The organism is Aeromonas sp. R10-1 (genome assembly GCF_040908465.1).
GTDB lineage: Bacteria > Pseudomonadota > Gammaproteobacteria > Enterobacterales > Aeromonadaceae > Aeromonas > Aeromonas caviae.
In genome coordinates this window covers 16,590-39,158 of the sequence record NZ_JBFODT010000038.1, presented here as the reverse complement: position 1 = coordinate 39,158, position 22,569 = coordinate 16,590, and the positions used below count along the sequence as shown (strand labels likewise).

At 64.4% G+C, this 22,569-nt stretch carries 20 protein-coding genes; 10 read left to right on the top strand and 10 right to left on the bottom strand.

Going from position 1 to position 22,569, the window contains the following annotated elements; all coding sequences use genetic code 11:
- Positions 1-19: 19 nt before the first annotated feature.
- Positions 20-1,255 (bottom strand): MFS transporter, encoded by a 1,236-nt coding sequence (locus AB5Y93_RS19155; RefSeq protein WP_368230133.1) that lies wholly within the window; start codon positions 1,253-1,255, stop codon positions 20-22.
- A gap of 215 nt (positions 1,256-1,470) precedes the next feature.
- On the opposite strand from AB5Y93_RS19155, the gene AB5Y93_RS19150 reads away from it, so the two are divergent.
- Entirely contained in the window at positions 1,471-2,220 is a 750-nt protein-coding gene (locus AB5Y93_RS19150) for a hypothetical protein (protein ID WP_103259986.1), read from the top strand.
- Positions 2,221-2,229: 9 nt separating this feature from the next.
- On the opposite strand, the gene AB5Y93_RS19145 is transcribed toward AB5Y93_RS19150, so the two are convergent.
- The 3 genes from AB5Y93_RS19145 to AB5Y93_RS19135 all read right to left on the bottom strand — a co-directional run bounded on the left by AB5Y93_RS19145 (position 2,230) and on the right by AB5Y93_RS19135 (position 5,842).
- Positions 2,230-2,691, bottom strand: coding sequence for a DUF2919 domain-containing protein (locus AB5Y93_RS19145; protein ID WP_368230131.1), 462 nt, complete (start codon positions 2,689-2,691; stop codon positions 2,230-2,232).
- A 144-nt stretch (positions 2,692-2,835) separates the two neighbouring features.
- Complete coding sequence (corA, locus tag AB5Y93_RS19140) at positions 2,836-3,783, bottom strand: magnesium/cobalt transporter CorA (protein ID WP_005301617.1); 948 nt, start codon at positions 3,781-3,783, stop codon at positions 2,836-2,838.
- Between the two features lie 415 nt (positions 3,784-4,198).
- On the bottom strand, positions 4,199-5,842 hold the full coding sequence (locus AB5Y93_RS19135; RefSeq protein ID WP_368230129.1) for an electron transfer flavoprotein-ubiquinone oxidoreductase: 1,644 nt from the start codon (positions 5,840-5,842) through the stop codon (positions 4,199-4,201).
- A 126-nt stretch (positions 5,843-5,968) separates the two neighbouring features.
- Here AB5Y93_RS19135 and AB5Y93_RS19130 point away from each other — a divergent pair, with 126 nt between their 5' ends.
- From AB5Y93_RS19130 to aroG, 5 genes are all read left to right on the top strand, one after another.
- Positions 5,969-6,718, top strand: a complete 750-nt coding sequence (locus AB5Y93_RS19130; protein WP_039038996.1) for an electron transfer flavoprotein subunit beta/FixA family protein — start codon at positions 5,969-5,971, stop codon at positions 6,716-6,718.
- Positions 6,719-6,821: 103 nt separating this feature from the next.
- A complete protein-coding gene (locus tag AB5Y93_RS19125; protein WP_042017251.1) occupies positions 6,822-7,751 on the top strand; it encodes an electron transfer flavoprotein subunit alpha/FixB family protein in 930 nt (309 codons plus the stop codon).
- 224 nt (positions 7,752-7,975) lie between these two features.
- Complete coding sequence (serC, locus tag AB5Y93_RS19120; protein ID WP_257711181.1) at positions 7,976-9,064, top strand: 3-phosphoserine/phosphohydroxythreonine transaminase; 1,089 nt, start codon at positions 7,976-7,978, stop codon at positions 9,062-9,064.
- Between the two features lie 170 nt (positions 9,065-9,234).
- The gene (gene aroA / locus AB5Y93_RS19115; protein WP_041212941.1) at positions 9,235-10,515 is read left to right on the top strand and encodes a 3-phosphoshikimate 1-carboxyvinyltransferase; all 1,281 of its coding nucleotides are present in this window, start codon (positions 9,235-9,237) and stop codon (positions 10,513-10,515) included.
- 197 nt (positions 10,516-10,712) lie between these two features.
- A complete protein-coding gene (aroG, locus tag AB5Y93_RS19110) occupies positions 10,713-11,768 on the top strand; it encodes a 3-deoxy-7-phosphoheptulonate synthase AroG (protein ID WP_041212942.1) in 1,056 nt (351 codons plus the stop codon).
- 86 nt (positions 11,769-11,854) lie between these two features.
- On the opposite strand, the gene AB5Y93_RS19105 is transcribed toward aroG, so the two are convergent.
- Complete coding sequence (locus tag AB5Y93_RS19105) at positions 11,855-12,577, bottom strand: TerC family protein (RefSeq protein WP_010674455.1); 723 nt, start codon at positions 12,575-12,577, stop codon at positions 11,855-11,857.
- Between the two features lie 117 nt (positions 12,578-12,694).
- Here AB5Y93_RS19105 and AB5Y93_RS19100 point away from each other — a divergent pair, with 117 nt between their 5' ends.
- The 3 genes from AB5Y93_RS19100 (at position 12,695) to AB5Y93_RS19090 (ending at position 15,960) form a co-directional block, all read left to right on the top strand.
- Complete coding sequence (locus AB5Y93_RS19100) at positions 12,695-13,810, top strand: ATP-NAD kinase family protein (RefSeq protein ID WP_368230127.1); 1,116 nt, start codon at positions 12,695-12,697, stop codon at positions 13,808-13,810.
- Positions 13,811-13,917: 107 nt separating this feature from the next.
- The gene (locus AB5Y93_RS19095; protein ID WP_010674457.1) at positions 13,918-14,196 is read left to right on the top strand and encodes a YfcL family protein; all 279 of its coding nucleotides are present in this window, start codon (positions 13,918-13,920) and stop codon (positions 14,194-14,196) included.
- A 99-nt stretch (positions 14,197-14,295) separates the two neighbouring features.
- The gene (locus AB5Y93_RS19090; protein WP_368230125.1) at positions 14,296-15,960 is read left to right on the top strand and encodes an AMP-binding protein; all 1,665 of its coding nucleotides are present in this window, start codon (positions 14,296-14,298) and stop codon (positions 15,958-15,960) included.
- Between the two features lie 474 nt (positions 15,961-16,434).
- Here AB5Y93_RS19090 and cdd read toward each other — a convergent pair whose 3' ends face one another.
- The 3 genes from cdd to AB5Y93_RS19075 form a co-directional block, all read right to left on the bottom strand.
- Positions 16,435-17,316: a cytidine deaminase gene (gene cdd / locus AB5Y93_RS19085; protein WP_010674459.1), complete on the bottom strand. Its 882-nt coding sequence runs from the start codon at positions 17,314-17,316 to the stop codon at positions 16,435-16,437.
- A 233-nt stretch (positions 17,317-17,549) separates the two neighbouring features.
- Entirely contained in the window at positions 17,550-18,236 is a 687-nt protein-coding gene (locus AB5Y93_RS19080) for an LrgB family protein (protein WP_368230123.1), read from the bottom strand.
- Entirely contained in the window at positions 18,233-18,592 is a 360-nt protein-coding gene (locus AB5Y93_RS19075; protein ID WP_139435327.1) for a CidA/LrgA family protein, read from the bottom strand. The genes AB5Y93_RS19080 and AB5Y93_RS19075 overlap by 4 nt, the downstream gene beginning before the upstream one ends.
- 130 nt (positions 18,593-18,722) lie before the next feature.
- Between AB5Y93_RS19075 and AB5Y93_RS19070 the strand changes: the two genes are divergently transcribed.
- Positions 18,723-20,438, top strand: a complete 1,716-nt coding sequence (locus tag AB5Y93_RS19070) for a glycoside hydrolase family 36 protein (protein ID WP_368230121.1) — start codon at positions 18,723-18,725, stop codon at positions 20,436-20,438.
- Positions 20,439-20,496: 58 nt separating this feature from the next.
- Here AB5Y93_RS19070 and AB5Y93_RS19065 read toward each other — a convergent pair whose 3' ends face one another.
- Positions 20,497-21,003 (bottom strand): hypothetical protein, encoded by a 507-nt coding sequence (locus AB5Y93_RS19065; RefSeq protein WP_202045264.1) that lies wholly within the window; start codon positions 21,001-21,003, stop codon positions 20,497-20,499.
- Positions 21,004-21,149: 146 nt separating this feature from the next.
- The gene (sbcB, locus tag AB5Y93_RS19060; protein WP_368230119.1) at positions 21,150-22,565 is read right to left on the bottom strand and encodes an exodeoxyribonuclease I; all 1,416 of its coding nucleotides are present in this window, start codon (positions 22,563-22,565) and stop codon (positions 21,150-21,152) included.
- Positions 22,566-22,569: the final 4 nt, after the last annotated feature.

The window sequence follows — 22,569 nt, the reverse complement described above, 5'->3', positions numbered from 1 at the left end:
GATTCTTCTGATCCGGTGCTCACTGACTTCCTTGTCTGGCGGTGCCAGAGGCAGGATTATTGTTATCTCTTGTGCTCTTCAGGCCCCGGATGAGGAACCAGACACCGGCGCAGGCCACCAGGGTGCATGCAATGTTGATCCAGGCCAGGGTGGGGAAACCGTGCAGGGCGCCCCCCTCGTCGGAGACCAGATATCTGGCGGAGAGCAGGCTGCCGAGGCCCGCCGCCACATTGGTGATCGAGCCCTGGAAAGACATGAAGGCGGCGCGCTGGTGGGGGGCCGGAATGGCCGCCGTGACCGCGAGGGTGGTGCTGGCACGGGCGGAGCTCAGGGCCATGAAGAGGGTGAACAGCAGATAGAGAGGCAGGCCTGCCGGCAAGGCAAAGCCCACCAGGGTGATCAGGGCCAGGGCCAGGCTGGTGAGCAGGATGGCGCCCTGGGCGCGGCCCTGATCGATCCAGACGCCGCACAGGCGCATGGTGGCCATGCTGGCAAGGCCGCCGCACAGATAGAGGCTGGCGATCTGCTCGCGCGGGAAACCCAGGTTGAACTGGAAGTAGTTGGCAAAGTGCGGAATGAGCAGGAAGTGGCCGAACATCTGCAGGCAGAGGATGAAGAGGGCTCCCTGGCAGAGCGGTGACCCCAGCAACTGGCGCATCCCCTGGCCTGCCGGGGCCCGGTTGACCGGCAGGGACGGCAGCCAGATGGCACACAGCAGGGCCAGCAGCAGACCGCTTGCACCGAACAAGAGGAAGGGGCTCTGCCAGCCAGACCACTGGGCCAGCACGAGGGCCGCGGGCACGATCAGAATGGCGGCCAGGGAAAACGCCATGCCCACGTAGGCGAGGCGGCGGCCCCGCTCGGCGGGCGGTACCAGATCCAGCACCGCCGCCATCAGGATGGCACCCAGGGGGCCGGCCACGCAGCCGGACAGGATAAAGATCAGCAGCAGGGTCTGGCTATCCTCGGCCAGGACGCAAGCCATCAAGAGCAGGAAGCGCAGGACCAGCAGCACCAGCAGGGCGGGTTTGCGGTTGACCCGATCGAGCCAGGGGGCGGCCAGGAGGCCCAGCAGGGCGGCTCCCAGAGTTGCGCCACCGCTGAAGTAACCTGTCTGCTCCGGCAGCATCCCCAGGCGGGTTACCAGTTCCGGGCCAAGGGGCATCACCATCATCATGCAGCCCATGGAGAGCATGTTGATGAGCAGCGCCAGGTGGATGGCGGCAGGGGTGGATGCGACGGATTCTGGCTTCATCAGAGGCTGACTCGAAAAAATGAGTCCGAATTGTATCCGAGGGTTTTTGTTGTGACAACAAATGATAACCATTTTTATTTGTATTGACTGGTATCTTAACGAGTCTTGATCAGGTGCCTCTGTGTGGGGTTGCATACCAGGCCCGTTGCAATCGGGGCGCCATGGACCATGATGGCAGGAAGCGAGAGGGTGGCGGTGAACGCCGGGAGGAGAAGATGCGCGCAGGATCAGGGTATTGGGGGCTGGGGTGCTGCCTGTTGCTGGCATTGCCTCTGAGGGCCGAAGTGAAGGTCATACCGGTATTCGAGGCGGATGCCGCGGTGCAGACGCTCAAGGAGATCTACCCGGATCTCGGGGTGAGCGCCATGGGCAACCAGCTGGTACTGAGCGGAACCCCCGCCCAGTTGCAGGAGGCCGAGCGTACCCTGGCGCAAGTGAACCAGCCGCCCCAAAGCCTGCTCATCGAGTGGCGGGTGGATGGCGCTTCCAGCCGTCAGCAGGCCGGAGTGGGGCTGGGCCTGGATGCCAAACGGCAGTGGTTGCTGGAGGGGGATGCCCGGCACTATGAACGCAGCCAGAGTGACAACTGGCAGGTGCGTGGCCTCTCCGGGCGGCCCGTGTTGTTGCAGATGGGGTCCTATCAGCCGGTCACCTTTTACCAGTGGCAGGGGGGAAGGGTAGTGGGCATGATGCCGCTGATGAACGGTCTCTACGCCACCGCGACCCTGATAGGGGACAGGGTGCAGGTGGCCCTCAGCAGTGAACAGGCAAGAGTGGAGCGGGGCAACATACACACCGGCCAGAGTGCCACCGAGGTGAGCGGCGCCCCGGGCCAGTGGCTGACGGTGGGGGAGCTTTCCACAACCCAAGGCAGCCGGGAGGCGGCGATCGCCAATCCATCAGGCATGGGCGGGGCCAGCGGCAGCGAACGCCAGACTCTGCAGATCCGGGTCACGCGCCAGTGAACCAGCCTGTCAGTGGGGTTGATCCAGGGCGTAATCCCGCAACTGGCGGCTTCTTAGCAGATACCAGAGTGCCCAGAGGCTGGCGATGAGCACCAGGGCTGTGGGCCAGTTGAACGACCACTGTTGCAGATTGAGGCTGTGCAGTTGTATCAGCAGGCCGCTGACGGCAGAGCAAAGCAGCAGGGCGCGGCTGTGGCGTCTGAGCCAGGCTCTGGCACTGTGGGTCTGGCGATGGGTGCCGCCGCAGGCGAGCAGCGCCAGCATGGCGGGCACGTCCGTCAGCAGGCTCACATAGAGGGCGAGCTTGTCCGGGTAGAAGAGGGTCAGGATGGCGCTGCCACTCTCCCGGGTGACCCCCGCCATCAGAAACAGCCAGACCGAGCGGGTCAGCAAGAGGGCGATGGGCCAGAACCAGAGCGGGGGGCGCAACTGGCCGTGATCGTCGTAACGGTGTTCGGGGTAGAGGGTCATGGTGGCCCGGTATCCATTCATGCAGTGCGAGTGATGAAGGGGATATGGGGCACAGGGCAGGCCATTGCAAGGCCGGCAACGGCCGGGAATTAATCGGGGGGCCAGGCCCCCCAATCCGCAGTCTTTAGTTGCCGGGTTCCGGCGTCACAGCCAGCCTTTTCGCTTGAAGAAGAGACCGGTGCCCAGCGATGACATCACCATCAGCACCAGGGAGAGGGGATAGCCATACTCCCAGGCGAGCTCCGGCATGCGGCCAAAGTTCATGCCGTAGATGCTGGCGATGAGCGTCGGCGGCAGGAAGATCACCGCGGCTACCGAGAAGATCTTGATCACCTTGTTCTGCTCCAGATTGGTCACCCCCATGGAGGCCTCCAGCTGGAAGTTGATCTTGTCGAACAGGAACTGGGTATGGGGCAGCAGGGATTCCACGTCGTGCAGCATCTCGTCGATCCACTTGTTCTGCTCCCCCGTCATGCGCTGGCGCAGACTGCGTTTGAGAAAGCGCAGGGCGCGGCGGGTATCGTGCAGGGAGAGACGGATCTGGCCGTTGGCCTCTTCTTGGGCCATCAGCTCCTTGAGCATGGGGTTGATCTGGTCCGGCTCGAAGATCTGATCGGCGGTGTTCTCCAGGGTCTTGTAGCCATCCTCGATGAGATCCGAGAGGTACTCCACCTTGAGGTTCTGCACCTCCAGCAGGATGTCGAGGGCGTCTTCGACCTCCAGCCTGTCCTGACGCATGTAGTGGCGCAGCAGACGCACCAGGCCGATGTCATCCTCGCGGATGCTGATCAGCAGGTTGTTGCGCAGGGTAAAAGAGACGTGCACACCCTTGGTGTCGCGACCGATGCGCTGGGGAAACAGGGAGTGGATGTGCAGACCGTCGGTGTCCCAGTAGAAGCGGGCGGATGCCTCGATGTCATCGAGCTCCTCCTTGTCCGGCACCTCCTCCAGGAACAGGCCCGTCAACCATTCTCGCTCCGCTGTGTCCGGCTTGTAGGCATCCAGCCAGACGGTGTTGTCGGGAACGATGTCATCCGGCCCGAGCGTGACTATGTCCAGCACCTTGTTGTTGAGAATGTAGGCGGTGATCATCTGTCCCCCCTTAAGAAGTCATGGGTAATCAGGGATGGTTGCACAGGTTCATGCGGCCTTAGATCGCACGGAAAGCGATCCCATGAAATAGCATAACGAGGCCGATGGACAACCTGAATGCGGCGAACTATACAGGGGCGGGACCCGCTTGTCAGGGCCTATTCATCAGGGGTTCAGCCTGTTCGCTCAAAAAAGCGGCGAGGTCGGATCAGCCGTGGCGACCCCGATGCGGGCGATCCCGGCGTCGCCTCCTTTGTTCGCCCTGGAGTGGAGGAGGGCCCGGGCTCACCGGCGGGAATGGCAGGTTGCTTGTCGCCCTGCGACAGCCCCCGGCCAAGCGCAGGAAACGGTCTCCGGGCGGTGTTCCGGGGCTGCGTCTCCTTGTTATCTGCTCTGGTTTGCGTGGGCAAGCCTGTTACATATTGGGATAGTTGGGGCCCGAGCCGCCCTGGGGCGGCGTCCAGACGATATTCTGGCTGGGATCCTTGATGTCGCAGGTTTTGCAGTGAATGCAGTTGGCGGCGTTGATCTGCAGCCTTGGCCGGGTATCCCCATCGAGGATCTCGAACACCCCCGCCGGGCAGTAGCGCTGGGCGGGTTCGGCCCAGGTGGGCAGGTTGACCTCGACCGGAATGCGCGCGTCCTGAAGGGTCAGGTGACAGGGTTGATCCTCGTCGTGGCTGGTGCTGGCCAGATAGACGGAGGAGAGCTTGTCGAAGCTGAGCTTGCCGTCGGGTTTGGGGTAGTCGATGGGCTGGCAACGGCTGGCCTGGCGCAGCTGGCGGTAATCCGGCTCCTTGTCCAGCAGAGTAAAAGGAGAGGTCAAGGCAAAGAGTCGCTGCTCCAGCCAGTTGAAGGCGCCGCCGAGCCAGGGGCCGAAGCGGTGCAGTGCGGCCCCAACGTTGCGGGCCCTCTTCAGTTCCCGGGTCAGCCAGCTTTGCAGCAGCGCGTCCTGAAACTCGGCCAGATCCCGTCCCCCTTCATCCCCTCCTCGCAGTGCCATGGCGACCGTCGCGGCGGCCACCATGCCTGACTTCATGGCGGTGTGGATCCCCTTGATGCGGGAGAAGTCCAGGGTGCCCGCATCACAGCCGATGAGCAGGCCGCCCGGAAAGTGCATGCGCGGCAATGAGTGCCAGCCCCCCTTGGTGATGGCCCGTGCGCCGTAGCTGATGCGCTCGCCCCCCTGCAACGTTGCCGCGATGAGGGGGTGGTGCTTGAGACGCTGGAATTCGTCGAAGGGGCTGAGCCAGGGATTCTGGTAGTTGAGATCGACGATAAGGCCGACTGCCACCTGATCCTGGGCCAGATGATAGAGATAAAAGCCCCCCTGACTCTTGTTGCCCTTTCCCTCACCAAGGGGCCAGCCGCTGCCATGGAGCACCCGCCCAGGATGGGATTGTCCCGCAGGCACCTGCCACACCTCCTTGAAGCCGATGGCGTAATGCTGCGGCTGGGCGGTATTTTCCAGATGGAATCGGGCGATCAGCTGTTTGCCGAGGTGGCCGCGCGCCCCTTCGGCAAACAGGGTATAGCGGCCATACAGGGCCATGCCGGGCACGTGATCCGGCTTGGGGTTGCCCTCCTTGTCGAGGCCAAGATCGCCGGTCACCACCCCGCGCACCCGGCCCTCCTTCACGATGAGGGTGCTCGCCGCAAAGCCCGGGTAGATCTCGACTCCGAGGGCCTCGGCCTGCTTGCCGAGCCAGCGGCAGAGGGTGCCGAGGCTGATGATGTGGCTGCCGTCGTTGTGCATGCGGGGTGGCACCGCCCAGTGGGGCAGTTGCAGGGAGCGGCTGTCGCTTTGCAGCAGATGGACCTGATCATCCGTCACCGGCACGCCGAGGGGGGCCTCCTGCCAGCTCTCTGGCAGCAGCTCCCTGAGGGCGAAGGGATCGAGCAGGGCGCCGGAGATGAGGTGGGCGCCTATCTCGGCCCCCTTCTCCAGCAGGCAGACCGAGAGGGCCGGGGCCTGCTGCTTCAATGCGATGGCGGCGCTCAGGCCTGCCGGGCCGCCACCGACGATGACGACATCAAATTCCATTGCTTCGCGTTCCATCTTGCCTCTGTGCTCGACTTGGCCTAGGGTAGTGCTGGTAGTTTACGTAAACGTAAACCACTTTGTCAGCAGAAAAGTGAGTGACGACAAGGTGGACCCACACAACAGGTATAAGGGATGACCGCCATGAAGCTGCTGGTCGCAGTCAAACGGGTCGTTGATTACAACGTCAGGATCCGGGTCAAGGGGGATGGCTCCGATGTGGAGCTCGCCAATGTGAAGATGGGCATCAACCCGTTTTGTGAAATCGCGGTGGAGGAGGGGGTGAGGCTGCGGGAAGCCGGCGTGGCATCCGAGCTGGTGGTGGTGACCTTCGGCCCCGAGGCGGCGGCCGAGCAGTTGCGCCATGCCCTGGCGCTGGGGGCGGATCGGGCGCTGCACTATGTTACCGGCGAGACCCTGACTCCGCTCACCGTGGCCCGGGCCCTGCAAACGGTGTGCGGGCAGGAGCAGCCCGACCTGGTGCTGCTCGGCAAACAGTCAATCGATTCCGACAACAACCAGGTGGGGCAGATGCTCGCCGCCCTCAATGACTGGCCGCTTGCCACCTTCGCCTCCGCCATCAGGCTGGTGGAGGGGGAATTGCAAGTGACCCGCGAGATAGACGGTGGCCTCGAGACCCTCGGCATGGCGCTGCCCGCCGTGGTGACCGTGGACTTGCGCCTCAACGAGCCGCGCTTCGCCTCCCTCCCCAACATCATGAAGGCCAAGCGCAAGCCGCTGGAGAGCCAGCCGTTCGCCGCCCTTGGGGTAGTGCCGGCCGGCCAGACACGGCAGCTCGGAGTGATGGCGCCGCCGGTACGCAGCGCCGGCATCAGGGTGGGCTCGGTGGACGAGCTGCTGGACAAGCTCAAGCACGAAGCCCGGGTGCTCTGATGGGCAGGGGCATGAGAGGGATGCCTCCCACAGGCGTGAGCGCCATGCATGGGGCAGCGGCCCAGGGGAGCAAGGGATCAATGGATGACATGAAGGTGCTGCCATGAGCGTACTTGTGATTGCGGAACATCATCAGGGGCGGATCGCCGACAACCTGGCCCAGCTGGTCACGGCGGCGGGGCGCCTGGGGGGCGAGGTGCACCTCTTGCTGCTGGGGCAGGGGCTGACGGAGGCGGGGGAGCAGGCCGCCGCCCTCACGGGGGTAAACCGGGTGCTGCTGGCAGAACATCCCATGCTGGCGGAGGGGCTCAACGACGGGGTCGACAGACTGCTCGCCGAGGTGGCCAGGGACTACCAGCACTGCCTGATGGCGGCCAGCAGCCAGGGCAAGGATCTGCTGCCGCGAGTGGCGGCCAGGCTCGGGGTGGAGATGATCGCCGAGGTGACCGGCATCGAGGGGCCCGACACTTTCCTGCGTCCCATCTATGCGGGCAACGCCATCGCCCGGGTGGCGAGCAGCGCCCCCGTCAAGGTGCTCACCGTGCGGCCCACCGCGTTCGCCAAGGCCGGGTCCGGGGAGGAGCGTGCCGTGATGGAATCGCTGCCGGTGGCCGAGGTGCGCTGCCGTACCCGGCTCATCGAGCGGCGTGCGGTGCGCTCCGCCAGACCCGAGCTCGGGGCGGCCCGGGTGGTGGTCTCCGGCGGGCGGGCACTCGGCTCGAAAGAGCACTTTGCCCTCATCGACGCACTGGCGGACAAGCTGGGGGCTGCCGTCGGGGCATCGCGGGCCGCCGTGGATGCAGGTTATGTCTCCAACGACCTGCAGGTGGGGCAGACCGGCAAGGTGGTGGCCCCCGAGCTCTACATCGCGGTGGGCATCTCGGGCGCCATCCAGCATCTGGCGGGGATGAAGGAGTCCAAGGTGATCGTCGCCATCAACAAGGACGCGGAGGCCCCCATCTTCCAGGTGGCGGACTACGGTCTGGTGGGGGATCTCTTCACCCTGCTGCCGGAGCTCACCGCCAAGCTGTAAATTTGCCACAAAGGGGCGAAGAAAGCCGTCCGTGCTGTCTCGCCCCTGTTTCCATGCATATTCTCTGCAAGCCCTGGCCCGTTCAGGGCTTTTGTCTGATGGGTGCCCGGTGGCGCCGGGGCAAAAGGTTGCGCTGGATCCCAAAAAGCCTTTGCCCCCACGGGGGGCTGTCGTGTAAAAACGTTCGAGTCACCGATCACACACATCCATTCACGGAAAGCGTCATGAGCAAACAGATTTACAACTTCTGCGCCGGCCCCGCCATGTTGCCGGTTGAAGTCATGGAGCGCGCCCAGCGCGAATTTTGTAATTTCCAGGGGCTGGGAGCCTCGGTTATGGAGCTTTCCCATCGCGGCAAGCCCTATATGGCGGTCGCCGAGAAGGCGGAAAGCGATCTGCGCGACCTGCTGGCGGTGCCGGACAACTACAAGGTGCTCTTCATGCACGGCGGTGGCCGCGGCCAGTTCTCCGCCGTGCCCATGAACCTGCTGGGTGGCGCCAACAAGAAGGCAGATTACCTGGTGACCGGCGTCTGGGCCCAGAGCGCCGTGGATGAAGCCCAGAAATACGGTGACATCCAGACCTTCCAGGGGGTGGCCAAGAACGAGCAGGGGGTCTCCCACCTATTGCCGACGCCGGCGTTTCGCGCCGATGCCGCCTATGTGCACTACTGCCCGAACGAAACCATCGATGGCATCGAGATGTTCGACATCCCGGCCACTGGCGATGTGCCCCTGGTGGCGGATCTCTCCTCCACCATCCTCTCCCGTCCCCTCGACGTGAGCCGCTTCGGCATCCTCTACGCCGGTGCCCAGAAGAACATAGGCCCCTCTGGTCTGGCCATCGCCATCGTGCGCGATGACCTGCTGAACCAGGCCCGCGCCGATGTGCCGTCCATCTTCGACTACCAGCTCACCGCCAAGAACGACTCCATGTTCAACACGCCCCCCACCTACGCCTGGTATCTGGCCGGTCTGGTGTTCGAGTGGCTCAAGGAGCAGGGTGGCCTGGCGGCGATGGAAGCACGCAACAAGGAGAAGGCCGACTTCCTCTACGGCTACCTCGATCAGTCGAGCTTCTATGGCAACAAGGTGGATGTGGCCTGCCGCTCCCGCATGAACGTGCCCTTCCAGCTGAAAAACGAGGCTCTGGACAAGCTGTTCCTGGCGGAATCGGAAGCGGCCGGTCTGCTGGCCCTCAAGGGACACCGCATCGTCGGTGGCATGCGCGCCAGCCTCTACAACGCCATGCCCCTGGAAGGGGTCAAGGCCCTGGTCAGCTTTATGGATGACTTTGCCAAACGCCACGGTTGAGGCGTGTCTCCCCATTGCCAGACGCCGGGGACTCCCCGGCGTCTGTTTTTCAGACCCATCCTGACCCAGGCCGCCCTCTCCCGAGGTCGTGCCACTGTCGAACTTGCCGCGGGGGACGCGGGCTGTTAACGTCCGGTCAGGTGATTTAATTGAGATCGAACAGGAAGTCTATGAATTCGTTGCGTTTGGAACCCATTTCTAGCGTGGCCGGGGTGGTCAATTTGCCCGGCTCCAAGAGTGTCTCTAACCGGGCCCTGCTGCTGGCGGCCCTGGCCCGGGGCACCACCCGGCTGACCAACCTGCTCGACAGCGATGACATCCGCCACATGCTGGCGGCGCTGACCCAGCTCGGCGTCAAGTACAAGCTCTCCGCCGACAAGACCGAGTGCACCGTGCACGGTCTGGGCCGCAGCTTCGCGGTCTCGGCGCCGGTCAACCTGTTCCTCGGCAATGCCGGTACTGCCATGCGCCCCCTGTGTGCCGCCCTGTGCCTGGGCTCCGGCGAGTACACCCTGGGCGGCGAGCCGCGCATGGAAGAGCGCCCCATCGGCCACCTGGTGGATGCCCTGCGCGAAGCGGGTGCCCACATCCAGTACCTGAAGAAAGATGGCTATCCGCCCCTGGTGGTGGATGCCAAGGGGCTCTGGGGTGGCGATGTCCACATCGACGGCTCCGTCTCCAGCCAGTTCCTGACGGCGTTTTTGATGGCGGCCCCCATGGCGGCCGGCGACACCCGCATCCACATCAAGGGGGAGCTGGTCTCCAAGCCCTACATCGACATCACCCTGCACATCATGAAACAGTTCGGGGTGGTCATCGAGCACGACGACTACAAGGTGTTCTACATCAAGGGCAACCAGACCTATGTCAGCCCAGGCGACTTCCTGGTGGAAGGGGATGCCTCCAGCGCCTCCTACTTCCTCGCGGCGGGCGCCATCAAGGGCAAGGTGCGGGTTACCGGCATCGGCAAGCACAGCATCCAGGGGGACATCCACTTCGCTGACGTACTGGAGAAGATGGGGGCTCGCATCACCTGGGGCGATGACTTCATCGAGGCCGAGCAGGGGCCGTTGCACGGCATCGACATGGACATGAACCACATCCCGGATGCGGCCATGACCATCGCCACCACGGCGCTGTTTGCCGAGGGCACCACCACCATCCGCAACATCTACAACTGGCGGGTGAAGGAGACCGACCGCCTGCACGCCATGGCGACCGAGCTGCGCAAGCTGGGCGTGGAAGTGGAGGAGGGGCACGACTTCATCACCGTGATCCCGCCCGCACAGCTGACCCACGCGGCCATCGACACCTACAACGATCACCGCATCGCCATGTGCTTCTCCCTGGTGGCGCTCTCCGATACGCCGGTCACCATCAATGATCCGGGTTGCACCTCCAAGACCTTCCCGGACTACTTCGACAAGCTGGCCAGCGTCAGTCAGGCTTGAGCCCTTTCGGCCCGCTTCGTGCGGGCCTTTTCATCTCTGCCCCCCGCTTTTTTCATGCCTCCTAGCAGCATTATGCAAACTTGCAAGGTTCGATAATAAAATTCCTTGCCGAAGAATGTAATTTTCTATTTACACCGACCCGGCACAGGGCTAGATTGAGATCTCTTTATCGCAGTCATCTAGCAGGAAACTTGGTCATGCAGCATCAAACCGACGACGTTCGTATCAGTGAAATCAAAGAGTTATTGCCCCCGGTTGCGGTGCTTGAGAAGTTTCCGGCGACCGACACCGCCTCGGCCACCGTGTTTGAATCCCGTCAGGCCATCCACAACATCCTGGCCGGCGACGATGATCGCCTGCTGGTGGTGATCGGCCCCTGCTCCATCCACGATCCGGTCGCCGCCCTGGAATACGGCAAGCGCCTCAAGGTGCTGCGCGACGAGCTGAAAGATCAGCTGGAGATCGTGATGCGGGTCTACTTCGAAAAACCCCGTACCACAGTGGGCTGGAAGGGGCTGATCAACGATCCCTACCTCGACAACAGCTGCCAGATCAATGACGGCCTGCGCCTGGGTCGCAAGCTCTTGCTGGATCTCAACGACATGGGGCTGCCGACCGCCTCCGAGTTCCTCGACATGATCACCCCGCAATACGTGGCGGATCTGATGAGCTGGGGTGCCATCGGCGCCCGTACCACCGAATCCCAGGTACACCGCGAGCTGGCCTCCGGTCTCTCCTGCCCGGTGGGCTTCAAGAACGGCACCGACGGCACCATCAAGGTGGCCATCGACGCCATCGGCGCCGCCAGCGCCCCGCACCACTTCCTGTCGGTGACCAAGTACGGCCACTCCGCCATCGTCTCGACCGCTGGCAACCCGGACTGTCACATCATCCTGCGCGGTGGCCGCGAGCCCAACTACAGCGCCCGTCACGTGGATGAGGTGGTGAGTGGTCTGGACAAGGCCGGTCTGCCCCAGAAAGTGATGATCGACTTCAGCCACGCCAACAGCAGCAAGCAGTTCAAGAACCAGATGCTGGTGGCCGAGGACGTGGCCGGTCAGCTGCGTGCCGGCAGCAAGGCGGTGTTCGGCGTCATGGTGGAGAGTCACCTGGTGGAAGGGCGCCAGGATCTGGTGGACGGGTGCGAGCTCACCTTCGGCCAGAGCATCACCGACGCCTGCATCGGCTGGGCCGATACCGAGGTACTGCTGCGCAACCTGGCGGACGCCGTGGCCGCTCGCAACGCCCTCTGAGCCCAAGGCGCCCCGTTGGCGGGGCAATAAAAAAGCGCGACCCTGGGTCGCGCTTTTTGTTTGGCCATCTCTCGGCAGGTCGCGGTTTACTTGGCCCGCTCCTGGTGGCCGCGCAGGCGGATGTTGATCATCTCCACCACCAGCGAGAAGGCCATGGCGAAGTAGATGTAACCCTTGGGAATGTGCAGATCCAGCCCTTCGGCCATCAGCGCCACCCCGACCAGGATAAGGAAGGAGAGGGCCAGCATCTTGATGGTGGGGTGGGTATCGACGAAGTCGCCGATGGCCTTGGCGGCAAACATCATGACGCCGACGGCGATGATGATGGCCAGCACCATGACAGGGACATGATCCGCCATGCCCACGGCGGTGATGACGGAGTCCAGGCTGAAGATGATGTCGAGGATGGCGATCTGCACCAGAGTGGACAGGAAGCCCGCGGTCTTGCTCACCACACCCGCCTCTTCGGCGGCCCCTTCCAGGCTCTGGTGGATCTCGTGGGTGCTCTTGGCGATGAGGAACAGACCCCCCACCAGCAAGATGAGATCCCGTCCCGAGATGGCTTCCCCCAGCACGGTGAAGAGGGGCTCGGTGAGGCGCATCACCCAGGCCAGGGAGAGCAGCAGCAGGATGCGGGTGCCCATGGCGAGCCCCAGCCCCAGGATGCGCGCTTTCTGGCGCTGGGCTTCCGGCAGGCGACCCACCAGGATGGAGATGAAAATGATGTTGTCGATGCCGAGCACGATCTCGAGCAGGGTCAGGGTGGCGAGCGCGACCCAGGCGGAGGGGTCCGCAATCCATTCCAGCATGATTGAACCTTGGTTGAACAGTGATTGAGGTAGAAGCCGCGCATTTTAGCAGGGGGTCATGGCTTGTCCCAGTGGCGGGAAAAGATAAAAATGGCGGCGATCCAACAGGAGGGAAACATGTTTCGATTAGGGCTCATCATCAACCCCGTTGCCGGCATCGGCGGGGCCGTCGGTCTCAAGGGCAGTGACGGCATGGTCGCCGAGGCGCTGGCGCGCGGGGCCGTCCCCAAGGCCCGGGAGCGGGCCCGCCAGGCCCTGTTGCCCCTGTGCGAGCTTACCACGTCATTCGAGCTGCTGACGGTGGCCGAAGAGATGGGGGCCGACCTCGCCGCCGAGCTGGGGTTGCCCCATCGCATCGTCCATCGGCCTGCCGGGGTGCAGACGAGCGCCGAGGACACCCGGGCTGCCGCCCTGGCCCTGCGCGATGCCGGGGTGGATCTGCTGCTCTTCGCCGGTGGCGATGGCACTGCCCGTGACATCTGCGCGGCGGTGGGGGAGTCCTGCCATGTGCTCGGCATCCCGGCGGGGTGCAAAATCCACTCCGGGGTCTACGGGGTGACGCCGGCGGCGAGCGGCCGGGTGGCGGCCAGAATGATCGCAGGGGAGCTTCTGAGCCTGGTGGATGCGGAGGTGATGGACATCGACGAGGAGGCGTTTCGCGCCGGCAAGGTGCGCGCCCGCCACTACGGCCAGCTGCTGGTGCCCGGGGATCTGCGCTACGTGCAGGCGGTCAAGCAGGGGGGGCGGGAGTCCGAGGAGCTGGTGCTCGCCGATCTTGCCGCCGGTGTGGTGGAGCAGATGGAGCCCGATACCCTCTACCTGATGGGGTCGGGGAGCACGGTGGCCGCCTGCATGGGGGAGCTGGGTCTGGAAAATACCTTGCTCGGTGTGGATCTGGTGGAAAATGGCCGGCTTATCGGGCAGGATCTCAGCGCCGCCGAGATCCTGACCCTTATCCGCGGCCGTCGCTGCCGTCTGATCATCACCCTGATCGGCGGTCAGGGACATCTGTTCGGGCGCGGAAATCAGCAATTGAGTCCAGACGTGATCCGGGCCGTCGGGCGCGAGCATATCCAGGTGCTCGCCACCAAAGCCAAGCTGGCGGCGCTAGAAGGCCGTCCGCTGCTGGTGGACACCGACGATCCGGCACTGAACCGGTCGTTGAGTGGTTATCTGCGCATAACCACGGGATACAAGGATCAGGTCATCTACCCGGTGGCCAACCCGGAATAGGACATCAAGGATGCGGCTGGCCTGGCGCCAGAGAGCCGCGATCAACCGGATCGCGGTTCCACTCCCCGAATTTTTTGCCGGCAACCCCGGAAATGAGGCTGCGTTAAATGACGATTCACGATTTTGAACACAAGTTGTTGGGACTGATCGACGCCATGGTCGCCACGGCCAGCGAAGACGAGCTGTTTGCGGGCGGCTATCTGCGGGGGCACATCTCCCTTGCGGTGGCGCGCGCCGAGCTGGAGGGCAAGACCCTGGTGCGGGACGTCAAGAGCTATGTGCTGCGCAGCCTGAACGAGGCCATCTTGCAGGGTGAGCTCTCCGAGCAGGACGAGGTGCTGGTGCAGGAGATGTGGAAGCGTCTGCAGGCCCAGGCGGAAGCTTGATCCCATTCGCAGTTCAAACACAAGTTTAAGTAATCTGCTTCCCTGAGTGTTATCAAAAGGTTAATAATGAGGCTCGCCTTTTGTTTCAGGGATTAAACCATGGCCTCCACCTCACGCATTGCCACCAAACTGCCGCTCGAGATGCTCTATCACTGGGAGCGGCAGTGTCCCGAACGAATCTATCTGCGTCAGACCATCCACCGCGAATACGTCGACTTCACCTGGGGTGAGGTCGCCGACGAGGCGCGGCGCATGGTGACGGCACTGCGCGCCCTGGGCCTGGAGCCCGGTGACAAGGTGGCCCTGCTCTCCAAGAACTGCGCCCAGTGGTTCATCGCCGATCTGGCGATGCAGATGGGGGGATACGTGAGCGTGCCCATCTACCCCACCGCCAACGTCGACACCATCGAGTACGTGCTGCGTCACAGTGAAACCAGGGCGATCTTCGTCGGCAAGCTGGACGACTGGAAGAGCCAGGAGGCGGGGGTACCCGGGGATCTGCTGCGTATCGCCCTGCCTTACGACACCATGCCGGCCGCCCACCAGTGGGACGATCTGCTGGCGCAATACGACCCAATCCCGGACAGCCCGGTGCAGGCGCCGGATGCCCTGCTGAGCCTGGTCTACACCTCCGGCAGCACCGGCAAGCCCAAGGGGGCCATGCTGAGCGTGGAGCGCTATGCCTGGTCCTGCGAGAAGCTGGTGGAGGCGGTCTCCCTCACCGCCGAGGATCGCGGCTTCTCCTACCTGCCCCTTGCCCACATCACCGAGCGGGTCTACATCTACGGCGGCAGCCTGTTCAGCGGTGCCACCATCGCCTTCCCCGAATCCCTCGACACCTTCATCGAGGACGTCAAGCGCTGCCGTCCCACCGTCTTCATCTCGGTGCCGCGGCTCTGGGCCATGTTCCGCATCAAGATCCACGAGAAGCTGCCCCAGAAAAAGCTGGCGCTGCTGCTCAAGATCCCCCTCGTCTCCAGCCTCATCAAGAGCAAGCTGCAAAAGGGGCTGGGGCTGGATCAGGCACGGGTGCTGGGCTGCGGCTCTGCGCCGGTGGCCCCGGCGCTGCTGGAGTGGTATCACAGCATCGGCATCCATATCACCGAGGCCTGGGGCATGACCGAGAACCACGCCTACTCCACCCTCAACTACCCGTTCCGGGCGGACAAGATAGGCACCGTCGGCAAGGCCGGGCCCGGGGTGACCATCAAGATCTCCGACGAGGGGGAGATCCTCTGTCGCTGCGACGGCATGATGGTGGGCTACTACAAGGATCCCGAGCACAGTGCAGAGGCCATCGACGCCGAGGGCTGGCTGCACACCGGTGACATGGGCAAGCTGGACAGGGAGGGTTACCTCACCATCACCGGTCGCATGAAGGACGTCTTCAAGACCGCCAAGGGCAAGTACGTGGCCCCGGTGCCCATCGAGGGGATGCTCGGGCAGGAGCCCATCATCGAGCAGCTCTGCGTCATCGGCTACGGCATGCCGCAGCCGGTCGCCCTGGTGCAGCTCGCCGAGAGCGCCATGAAGGGGGACAAGGCCGGGGTGGAGGCCCAGCTGGAGGCTGCCCTCAATCGGGTCAACGACAAGCTGGAATCCCATGCTCGCCTGCGAGGCATCCTGGTGGTCAAGAGCCCCTGGAACATCGAGAACGGGGTGCTGACCCCCACCATGAAGATCCGCCGCCACCTGCTGGAACAAAAATACGCGGACATCGGCGAGCGCTGGTCCGGCAGCCAGCGCATCCTGTGGGAGTCCTGACAGGGGCTGGTGCCGCCATATGGGCCACATCAATGACAGTCGGGGGAGCCAGTGGCTCCCCCGCTGTATTTCAGGGGGAAGCAGCCGACAGGGGGCGGGGCTGGGGCATTGACGCCTTCTCCGAGGTTTCCCGCTGCCGCCATGCCGCCCCGCGTCGGGGGAACAGGCAGGGAAAGGCATTTGCAAAATCCATGGAAAGGCGGGATCCCAGTGGCTTGGCAAATGCATCTTGGGGTCAAACATTGGGGCCGCAAGGGGCGAGGGCAGGGCATTGACCCCTTCACCGACGCTTCCCGCCACCGCAGAGGAGGTCTGCCAATAAGGTCATCGGAGGGAGACCGCCCTCACATGGGGCAGGGGGGCATCTGATGCACGGCGCCAGAGGCGCAGAGAAAGGGGGTGAGGGGCAGGATGAGAGCCGCAGAGAGCAAGAAGGGGAGCCTCAGCTCCCCTTCCCGTTGACGGATGCCGGGGTCAGACGGCTTTGTACTCAAGCTCGACTGAACCCAGGGCCTTCAGGGTGGACTGGGCCGAATCCCGCTGGCTGATCTGGCCATCCTTGCTCTCCAGCAGCACGGCGCGGCGCACGGTGGCGAGATCCTCGCCACCCAGCACCGCGTGGGCGCAGGCCATCTGCATCGGCGGCAGGCTCGGGTTGAAGGCGGCGTTCTCGGCATAGCGGCCGCAGAAGATGCGCCCGTCCTCGAACTGCAGCGCCACCGCGGCATAGCCCTGGCTGTAGGGGGCATAGCTCTGGCGGGCGGCGGCGAGCGCAGCCTGCCACAGGGGATCGTCGCTCTCGAGCACCAGCTCGTCGTGAGCCTGGGGGCTCATCAGGGCATCGGTGATCTCGAGATCGGCAGGGCCGAAGGAGTGGGGCAGGAAGGATTGCAGCTCGCTGAGATCGTCCGGCAGGGAGACCTTCAGGGTCTTGGCGGTGCTCAGCTCGTTCATGAACTGGCGGCAGTGGCCGCAGGGGGTGTAGTTCACGGTGATCTCGGAGATCCCGGTCTCGCCACCCAGCCAGGCGTTGGAGATGGCGGACTGCTCGGCGTGGACCGAGTGGAACAGCCCCTGGCCCGCGAACTCCATGTTGGCGCCAAAGTACCAGGTGCCGCTCAGGCCGCAGGCGATGGCGCCGACGAAGAACCTGGAGATGGGGGCCACCGAGCAGGCGGCCGCCAGCGGCAGCAAGGCCAGACGCAGGGCCCTGTCATCCAGCCCGGTGGCGGCTTTCAGGGTCGCGACCTGGTCCGGGGTGAAACGGGCCTGGAAATCGTCCCCCAGCATGGGCAGCAGGGCGGCCTGGAGCGGGGCGGAAAGGGTCTCGAATGGCTTGGCAAAGCGGGGATGCATACTGTGTCCTCAAAGGCCAATTGGGGGGCCATTGTAGGGAGCAAGCGCGGCGAATTGTGTGAGCGCGCTCACGCCTTGATGGGCAAAGGGGCGGGGATGGTAAAGGAAACGTTTGTCTTTCGCAATCTGTGCGCTTGCTCGCAGCATCAGGGGAGTGGCTGTGCCCTATGGCTGTGATTGAAGGGCAAGGAGGCCATGGCCGCAGGGGCGGCCATGGCAGGGGGGCGCCGGGCTCAGATCAGCCAGTGGTAGAGGGCAAACAGCAGGGGGGCGACGGCGGCGGTCAGCACGCCGCACACCACCATGGCCAGCGACGAGAAGGCCCCCTGGGTGACCCCCTGCTCGGCGGAGGCGGCGGTGCCGATGGCGTGGGCGCAGGCCCCCATGGCGAGCCCCTGGGCCTCGGGGTCGGTCACTCGCATCAGCCTGAGCAGGGGATAGCCTATCAGGGCCCCCAGTATCCCCACCACTACCACCACAGCGGCGGCGATGGCGGGAATGCCGCCGAGGGATTGGCTGACGCTCATGGCGAGCGGCGTGGTGATGGACTTGGTGGCGATGGAGGCGAGCAGCGCCGGATCCGCCCCCATCAGGTGGCCAATCCCCAGGGTAGTGCAGACCGAGATGAGCACAGAGGTGAGGGTGCAGAGGACGATGGGCTTGAGCTTGTCCCGGATCTGGCGCGCCTGCTGGTAGAGGGGCAGCGCCAGCGCCACCACGGCGGGCTCCAGCAGGGCCGTGATGGGGGCGGTGCCGCGCTGGTACTGATCCAGCGGCAGATCCAGCCAGAGCAGCAGGCCTATGATGGCGGCGGTGGGGATCAGCACCGGATTGATGACGGGCCAGGGCAGGCGGCGGTAGAGGGCCCGGGTCATGAAATAGAGGGCCAGGGTCAGGGGCAGGGCGAACCAGAACATCATTCTCTGTTCATCCTCTGGTAGAGATGGCCGACCGCCCCCAGGATCAGCACGATGCCGAGCACGACGCAGAGCATGATGAGGCCAAACGACTGGCGCAGGGGCTCGAGCCAGGCCACCAGACCGACGGCGACCGGCACGAACAGGACCCCCATGTGACGCAGCAGCAGGCCGCCCCCCTGCTCGACCCAGGAGAAGCGGATGAGCTGCAGGGAGAGCAGCACGAACAGCAGCAGCATGCCGAGGATGCTGCCGGGGAAGACGAAGGGCAGCAGGGCGGCCAGAGCCTTGCCCGCCAGCAGGCAGGCGATGATGACCAGAAAATCACGGAGGTAGCGCAAGGCGCGTTGCAACAACACGGGGGCCTCATCTTGGCAACTGTGAGCGAGGTCGCAGTTTAACAGGCACGGGGGGCATGGAACAGGGTCAACTGACCCGCAGGGGATACAATGGCCCCGGCATCATCCCCATTCACCAGAAGGAGTTCCCATGTCGTACACCTCTCTCCTGGCCAGGTTGCGCCAGTTGCCCGCCGATCCCGCCCTGCCTCCCCAACTGCTGCAAACCCGTCAGTGGGAGGGCCCCCTGTGCCGGGTGAGGCTGGACAATACCGGGTCCAGCCCCGAGGTCGTGCGCCACTGGCGGCTGTTTGAGGGGAAGCTCGGTCTCTCTCCCGACGCGGCCATCTACGGGGAGGGGTTCCAGATGCTGGCCCAGACCATGGGCAGCTGGCAGGCCCCCGAGCCGGTGGGCCGCTGCCCCGACGCCGGCGTCTATCGCATCACGGACGACGACGGCTATCACACCGTGCACAACCTGCTGCTGGTGGCCTGCGAGGGGGGCTGGCTGCTGCTGGCGTTTGCGAGCTGCCAGCGCTTTGGCGGGGAGTTTCGCCTCTACCCGGACGGGCGCCTCGAGATAGTGATGAACGCCGAAGGGCGCACCCTTGCACCGGGAGAGCACTGGCAGAGCGAGGCGCTGATCTGCCTGGAGGGGCCGGACAGAGAGGTCCTGCTGGGGTCGCTGGCGGACTATATCGAGGCCGAACACCCTTCGCTGGTGAACGAGGTGCCCGCGCGCCCGAGTGGCTGGTGCTCCTGGTATCACTACTACGCGGACGTGAGCGCCGCCGACATTCGCGAGAACCTGGCGGTGCGGGCGATGCGCTTCCCGGCCCTGCGCTACGTGCAGATAGATGACGGCTATCAGGCGAAAATGGGGGACTGGCTCACCCCTTCCCCCAAGTTCGAGCAGGGGGTGGCAACCCTGGCCGGGGAGATCCGCGCCGCCGGCTGCGAGCCCGCGCTCTGGGTCGCCCCCTTTATCGCCGAGCCCGGTTCGCAAGTGTTCCAGCAGCACCCGGAGTGGTTCGTGAAGGGGGAGGATGGCCTGCCGCTCCCCTCGGAGCGGGTCACCTACGGCGGCTGGCGCTGCACCCCCTGGTATGTGCTGGACGGCACCCATCCCGAGGTGCAGGCCCACCTCGAGCAGGTGTTTCGCACCCTGCGCGAGCAGTGGGGCATCCACTACTTCAAGCTCGATGCGAACTTCTGGGGCGCCATCCACGGCGGGCGCTTCCACGACCCCGCTGCCACCCGGGTCGAGGCCTATAGACGCGGCATGGCCGCCATCCTGCGCGGGGCGGGGGAGGGCGCCTTCCTGCTCGGCTGCAACGCGCCGATCTGGCCAAGCCTTGGCCTGGTGCACGGCATGCGGGTGAGCGATGACGTGGAGCGCCAGGGCCGGCGTTTTCGCCAGATAGCGCGGGAAGCCTTCTGCCGCGCCTGGCAAAACGACAGGCTCTGGGCGCTGGATCCCGACTGCGTCTGCCTGCGGGATATCCCGGGCCAGCACGCCAGCCGCGCCGAGTATGACTTCCACCTGGCTGCCCTGGTGGCGAGCGGTGGCATGGTGCTGGCGGGGGACCGATTGCAGGATCTGGACGAGGGGCAGGGGGCGCACCTTGGCAAGCTGCTGGCCCTGTGCGCGGCGCGCACCCCGGCGGCCCGCTTCGATGACATGGGGTTTGGCCGCGCTCGGGTGGCCCTGCCCGGGGGCGGCGAGCTGCTCTGCCTGTTCAACTGGGACGAGCAAGCCACAAAGATGGCGCTGCCGGCGGGGGGCAGGGATTTCTGGGACGACACCCCCCTGGGAGAGACGCTGGAACTGGCGGGGGGCCAGGGGGCGGTGATCCGCTACTCCTGAATGCCGCACTCAGCAAAAAGGCTCCCTCGGGAGCCTTTTTATCGGGCGGGGTTGACCCCTAGAAGTGCCACTCCATCCCGATGGCGTAGTTGGCGGAGCCATAGCCCGGGATCTCGTTGCTGGAGGCGAGCGCCTTGAGGGTGAGGCGGGCGCTGAGGGGAATGCCGAGCCCCATGCCGATGGCGACCTCGTCGCTCTGATCCCCCATCATGTCCACCCGCAGGGTGCGGTAGAGGGAGAGATCCTGGCTCATCTGGGCATAGATCTGGGACGACTTGTTGTAGAGCTGACCGAAGATCTCCATCTGGAAGCCGTTCTGGGGCGTGATGGCCAGGGGAATGCCGGCGAAGCGATAGAGATCCGAGTGGTTGAAATAGCTGTTGGTGATCTGGGGGGTGAAGTCGGTCTGCTGGTAGAGGGTATTGAAGTTGCGCTCGATGAGCCGATAGGTCTGCTCCGGCAGGCGCAGCAGATAGTCCGGCACTTCGAAACGTACCCCGGCCAGGGTGCTCTGGGGCAGCAAGGCACAGGCGACAAGGGTGAGAGCAGGCAGTGCTGAACGCATAAAACGTGAGATCCCCAACAGTCGAGGCGCGGCATCCATGCCGGCAGCGCATGTAATTATCAAACTATCAGGAGCTTGGCTCCCCTGCTCATTATGTCGCGAGCGCGGGGAGCCGACAGGGTTTTATGTGTGAAACGCCTCACATCTCATAGATCTTCCAGGTAGTGATAGAGACTCTTCAGGATCGCAAAGTTCCGTTCGTTACCCTGATTTTGCTCCGCCAGCGCCTCGAGACGGGGCACATAGTCCGGCAGACGGCGGCTGAAGTAGTCGCTGCAGTGCAGGCGCCAGCGCTTCTGCTCCGCCTCGCTCAGGGTGTGGGGCCAGTTGCGGGCGCGGTAGCGGAACAGCATCTGGGGCAGGCGCGGGTCGCTGAAGGCAAACTCCCGCTCACCCAGCAGCTCCGCCGGGGTGGCGCGCACCAGATCCATGGTGGCCTTGTCGCCGTGGCCGAAGAAACCGGCGTAGAGCTGGGTATCGGGATCGCTGTCATTGCTGCCGGCAAACTCCTGATTGAACACCTCCACCAGTTTCTCCCGCACCTCGGGATGGGCCCGCAGCAGATCCAGGCTCTTGCGACACTGCTCCCGGTCGATGCCAAGCTGATCGGCCCGCTCCGGGGTCAGGGTGGCGGCCGGCGCCAGCACCGGGCACTTGTTGATGTGCACCAGCTTCACCGGAATGGCCGCCAGATCCCCCAGCTCCTCTTTCCTGGTGTAGAGGCGCTCGCGGATCTCCTCGCTGGTGAGCTCGATGAGGGGGGTGGGGTCGCGGGTCAGATCCACCATGATCACCGCGTTCTGGTTGCTGGGGTGCCAGGCGAGCGGCGACACCCAGCTTGCGCACCCCTGCCAGGGGGAGAACATGCCGGAGACGTGCACCAGCGGCTTCATGGTCACCACGTCGATGAGCGCCTTCACCTTGTTCTTGTTGCGCAGGGCAAACAGGTAGTCAAACAGCTTGGGCTGGGCCTTTTTCACCAGCCTGGCCATCTCTATGGTGGCCAGCACGTCCGAGAGCGCATCGTGGGCGTTGGCGTGGGCCACCCCGTTTGCCACCGTCAGCCTCTCCAGCTTGAAGCTCGGCTTGCCCTCTTCATCAAACGCCCACTCTATCCCCTCAGGGCGCAGGGCGTAGCAGGACCGCAGCATGTCGAGGATGTCCCAGCGGGAGTTGCCGTTCTGCCAGCTGTAGGCATAGGGGTCATAGAAGTTGCGATAGAGGGTGTAGCGGGTCACCTCGTCATCGAAGCGGATGCTGTTGTAGCCCAGCACGCAGGTGTTCGGGGTGGCGAACTGCTCGTGGATCTGGCGAATGAAGTCCGCCTCGCACAGGCCATCCTTCATCGCCTTCTGCGGCGTGATGCCGGTGATGAGGCAGGCTTCCGGCTCCGGCAGGTAGTCCGCAGGCGGCTTGCAATAGATCACCAGTGGCTCGCCGATGAGGTTGAAATCGGCGTCGGTGCGAATGCCCGCAAACTGCGACGGCCTGTCTTTGGCCGGACTGATGCCGAAGGTCTCGTAGTCGTGGAAATAGAAGGTAGGCTTTGTCTGCTGGCTCATTTCG

Coding starts and splice junctions, on each gene's coding strand:
- aroG (WP_041212942.1), top strand. CDS start 10,713: ATGCAGCATCAAACCGACGACGTTCGTATCAGTGAAATCAAAGAGTTA.
- AB5Y93_RS19080 (WP_368230123.1), bottom strand. CDS start 18,236: ATGATGTTCTGGTTCGCCCTGCCCCTGACCCTGGCCCTCTATTTCATG.
- cdd (WP_010674459.1), bottom strand. CDS start 17,316: ATGCATCCCCGCTTTGCCAAGCCATTCGAGACCCTTTCCGCCCCGCTC.
- AB5Y93_RS19125 (WP_042017251.1), top strand. CDS start 6,822: ATGAGCGTACTTGTGATTGCGGAACATCATCAGGGGCGGATCGCCGAC.
- AB5Y93_RS19070 (WP_368230121.1), top strand. CDS start 18,723: ATGTCGTACACCTCTCTCCTGGCCAGGTTGCGCCAGTTGCCCGCCGAT.
- AB5Y93_RS19095 (WP_010674457.1), top strand. CDS start 13,918: ATGACGATTCACGATTTTGAACACAAGTTGTTGGGACTGATCGACGCC.
- AB5Y93_RS19155 (WP_368230133.1), bottom strand. CDS start 1,255: ATGAAGCCAGAATCCGTCGCATCCACCCCTGCCGCCATCCACCTGGCG.
- AB5Y93_RS19130 (WP_039038996.1), top strand. CDS start 5,969: ATGAAGCTGCTGGTCGCAGTCAAACGGGTCGTTGATTACAACGTCAGG.
- corA (WP_005301617.1), bottom strand. CDS start 3,783: ATGATCACCGCCTACATTCTCAACAACAAGGTGCTGGACATAGTCACG.
- sbcB (WP_368230119.1), bottom strand. CDS start 22,565: ATGAGCCAGCAGACAAAGCCTACCTTCTATTTCCACGACTACGAGACC.
- AB5Y93_RS19135 (WP_368230129.1), bottom strand. CDS start 5,842: ATGGAACGCGAAGCAATGGAATTTGATGTCGTCATCGTCGGTGGCGGC.
- AB5Y93_RS19150 (WP_103259986.1), top strand. CDS start 1,471: ATGCGCGCAGGATCAGGGTATTGGGGGCTGGGGTGCTGCCTGTTGCTG.
- aroA (WP_041212941.1), top strand. CDS start 9,235: ATGAATTCGTTGCGTTTGGAACCCATTTCTAGCGTGGCCGGGGTGGTC.
- AB5Y93_RS19145 (WP_368230131.1), bottom strand. CDS start 2,691: ATGACCCTCTACCCCGAACACCGTTACGACGATCACGGCCAGTTGCGC.
- serC (WP_257711181.1), top strand. CDS start 7,976: ATGAGCAAACAGATTTACAACTTCTGCGCCGGCCCCGCCATGTTGCCG.
- AB5Y93_RS19105 (WP_010674455.1), bottom strand. CDS start 12,577: ATGCTGGAATGGATTGCGGACCCCTCCGCCTGGGTCGCGCTCGCCACC.
- AB5Y93_RS19100 (WP_368230127.1), top strand. CDS start 12,695: ATGTTTCGATTAGGGCTCATCATCAACCCCGTTGCCGGCATCGGCGGG.
- AB5Y93_RS19090 (WP_368230125.1), top strand. CDS start 14,296: ATGGCCTCCACCTCACGCATTGCCACCAAACTGCCGCTCGAGATGCTC.
- AB5Y93_RS19065 (WP_202045264.1), bottom strand. CDS start 21,003: ATGCGTTCAGCACTGCCTGCTCTCACCCTTGTCGCCTGTGCCTTGCTG.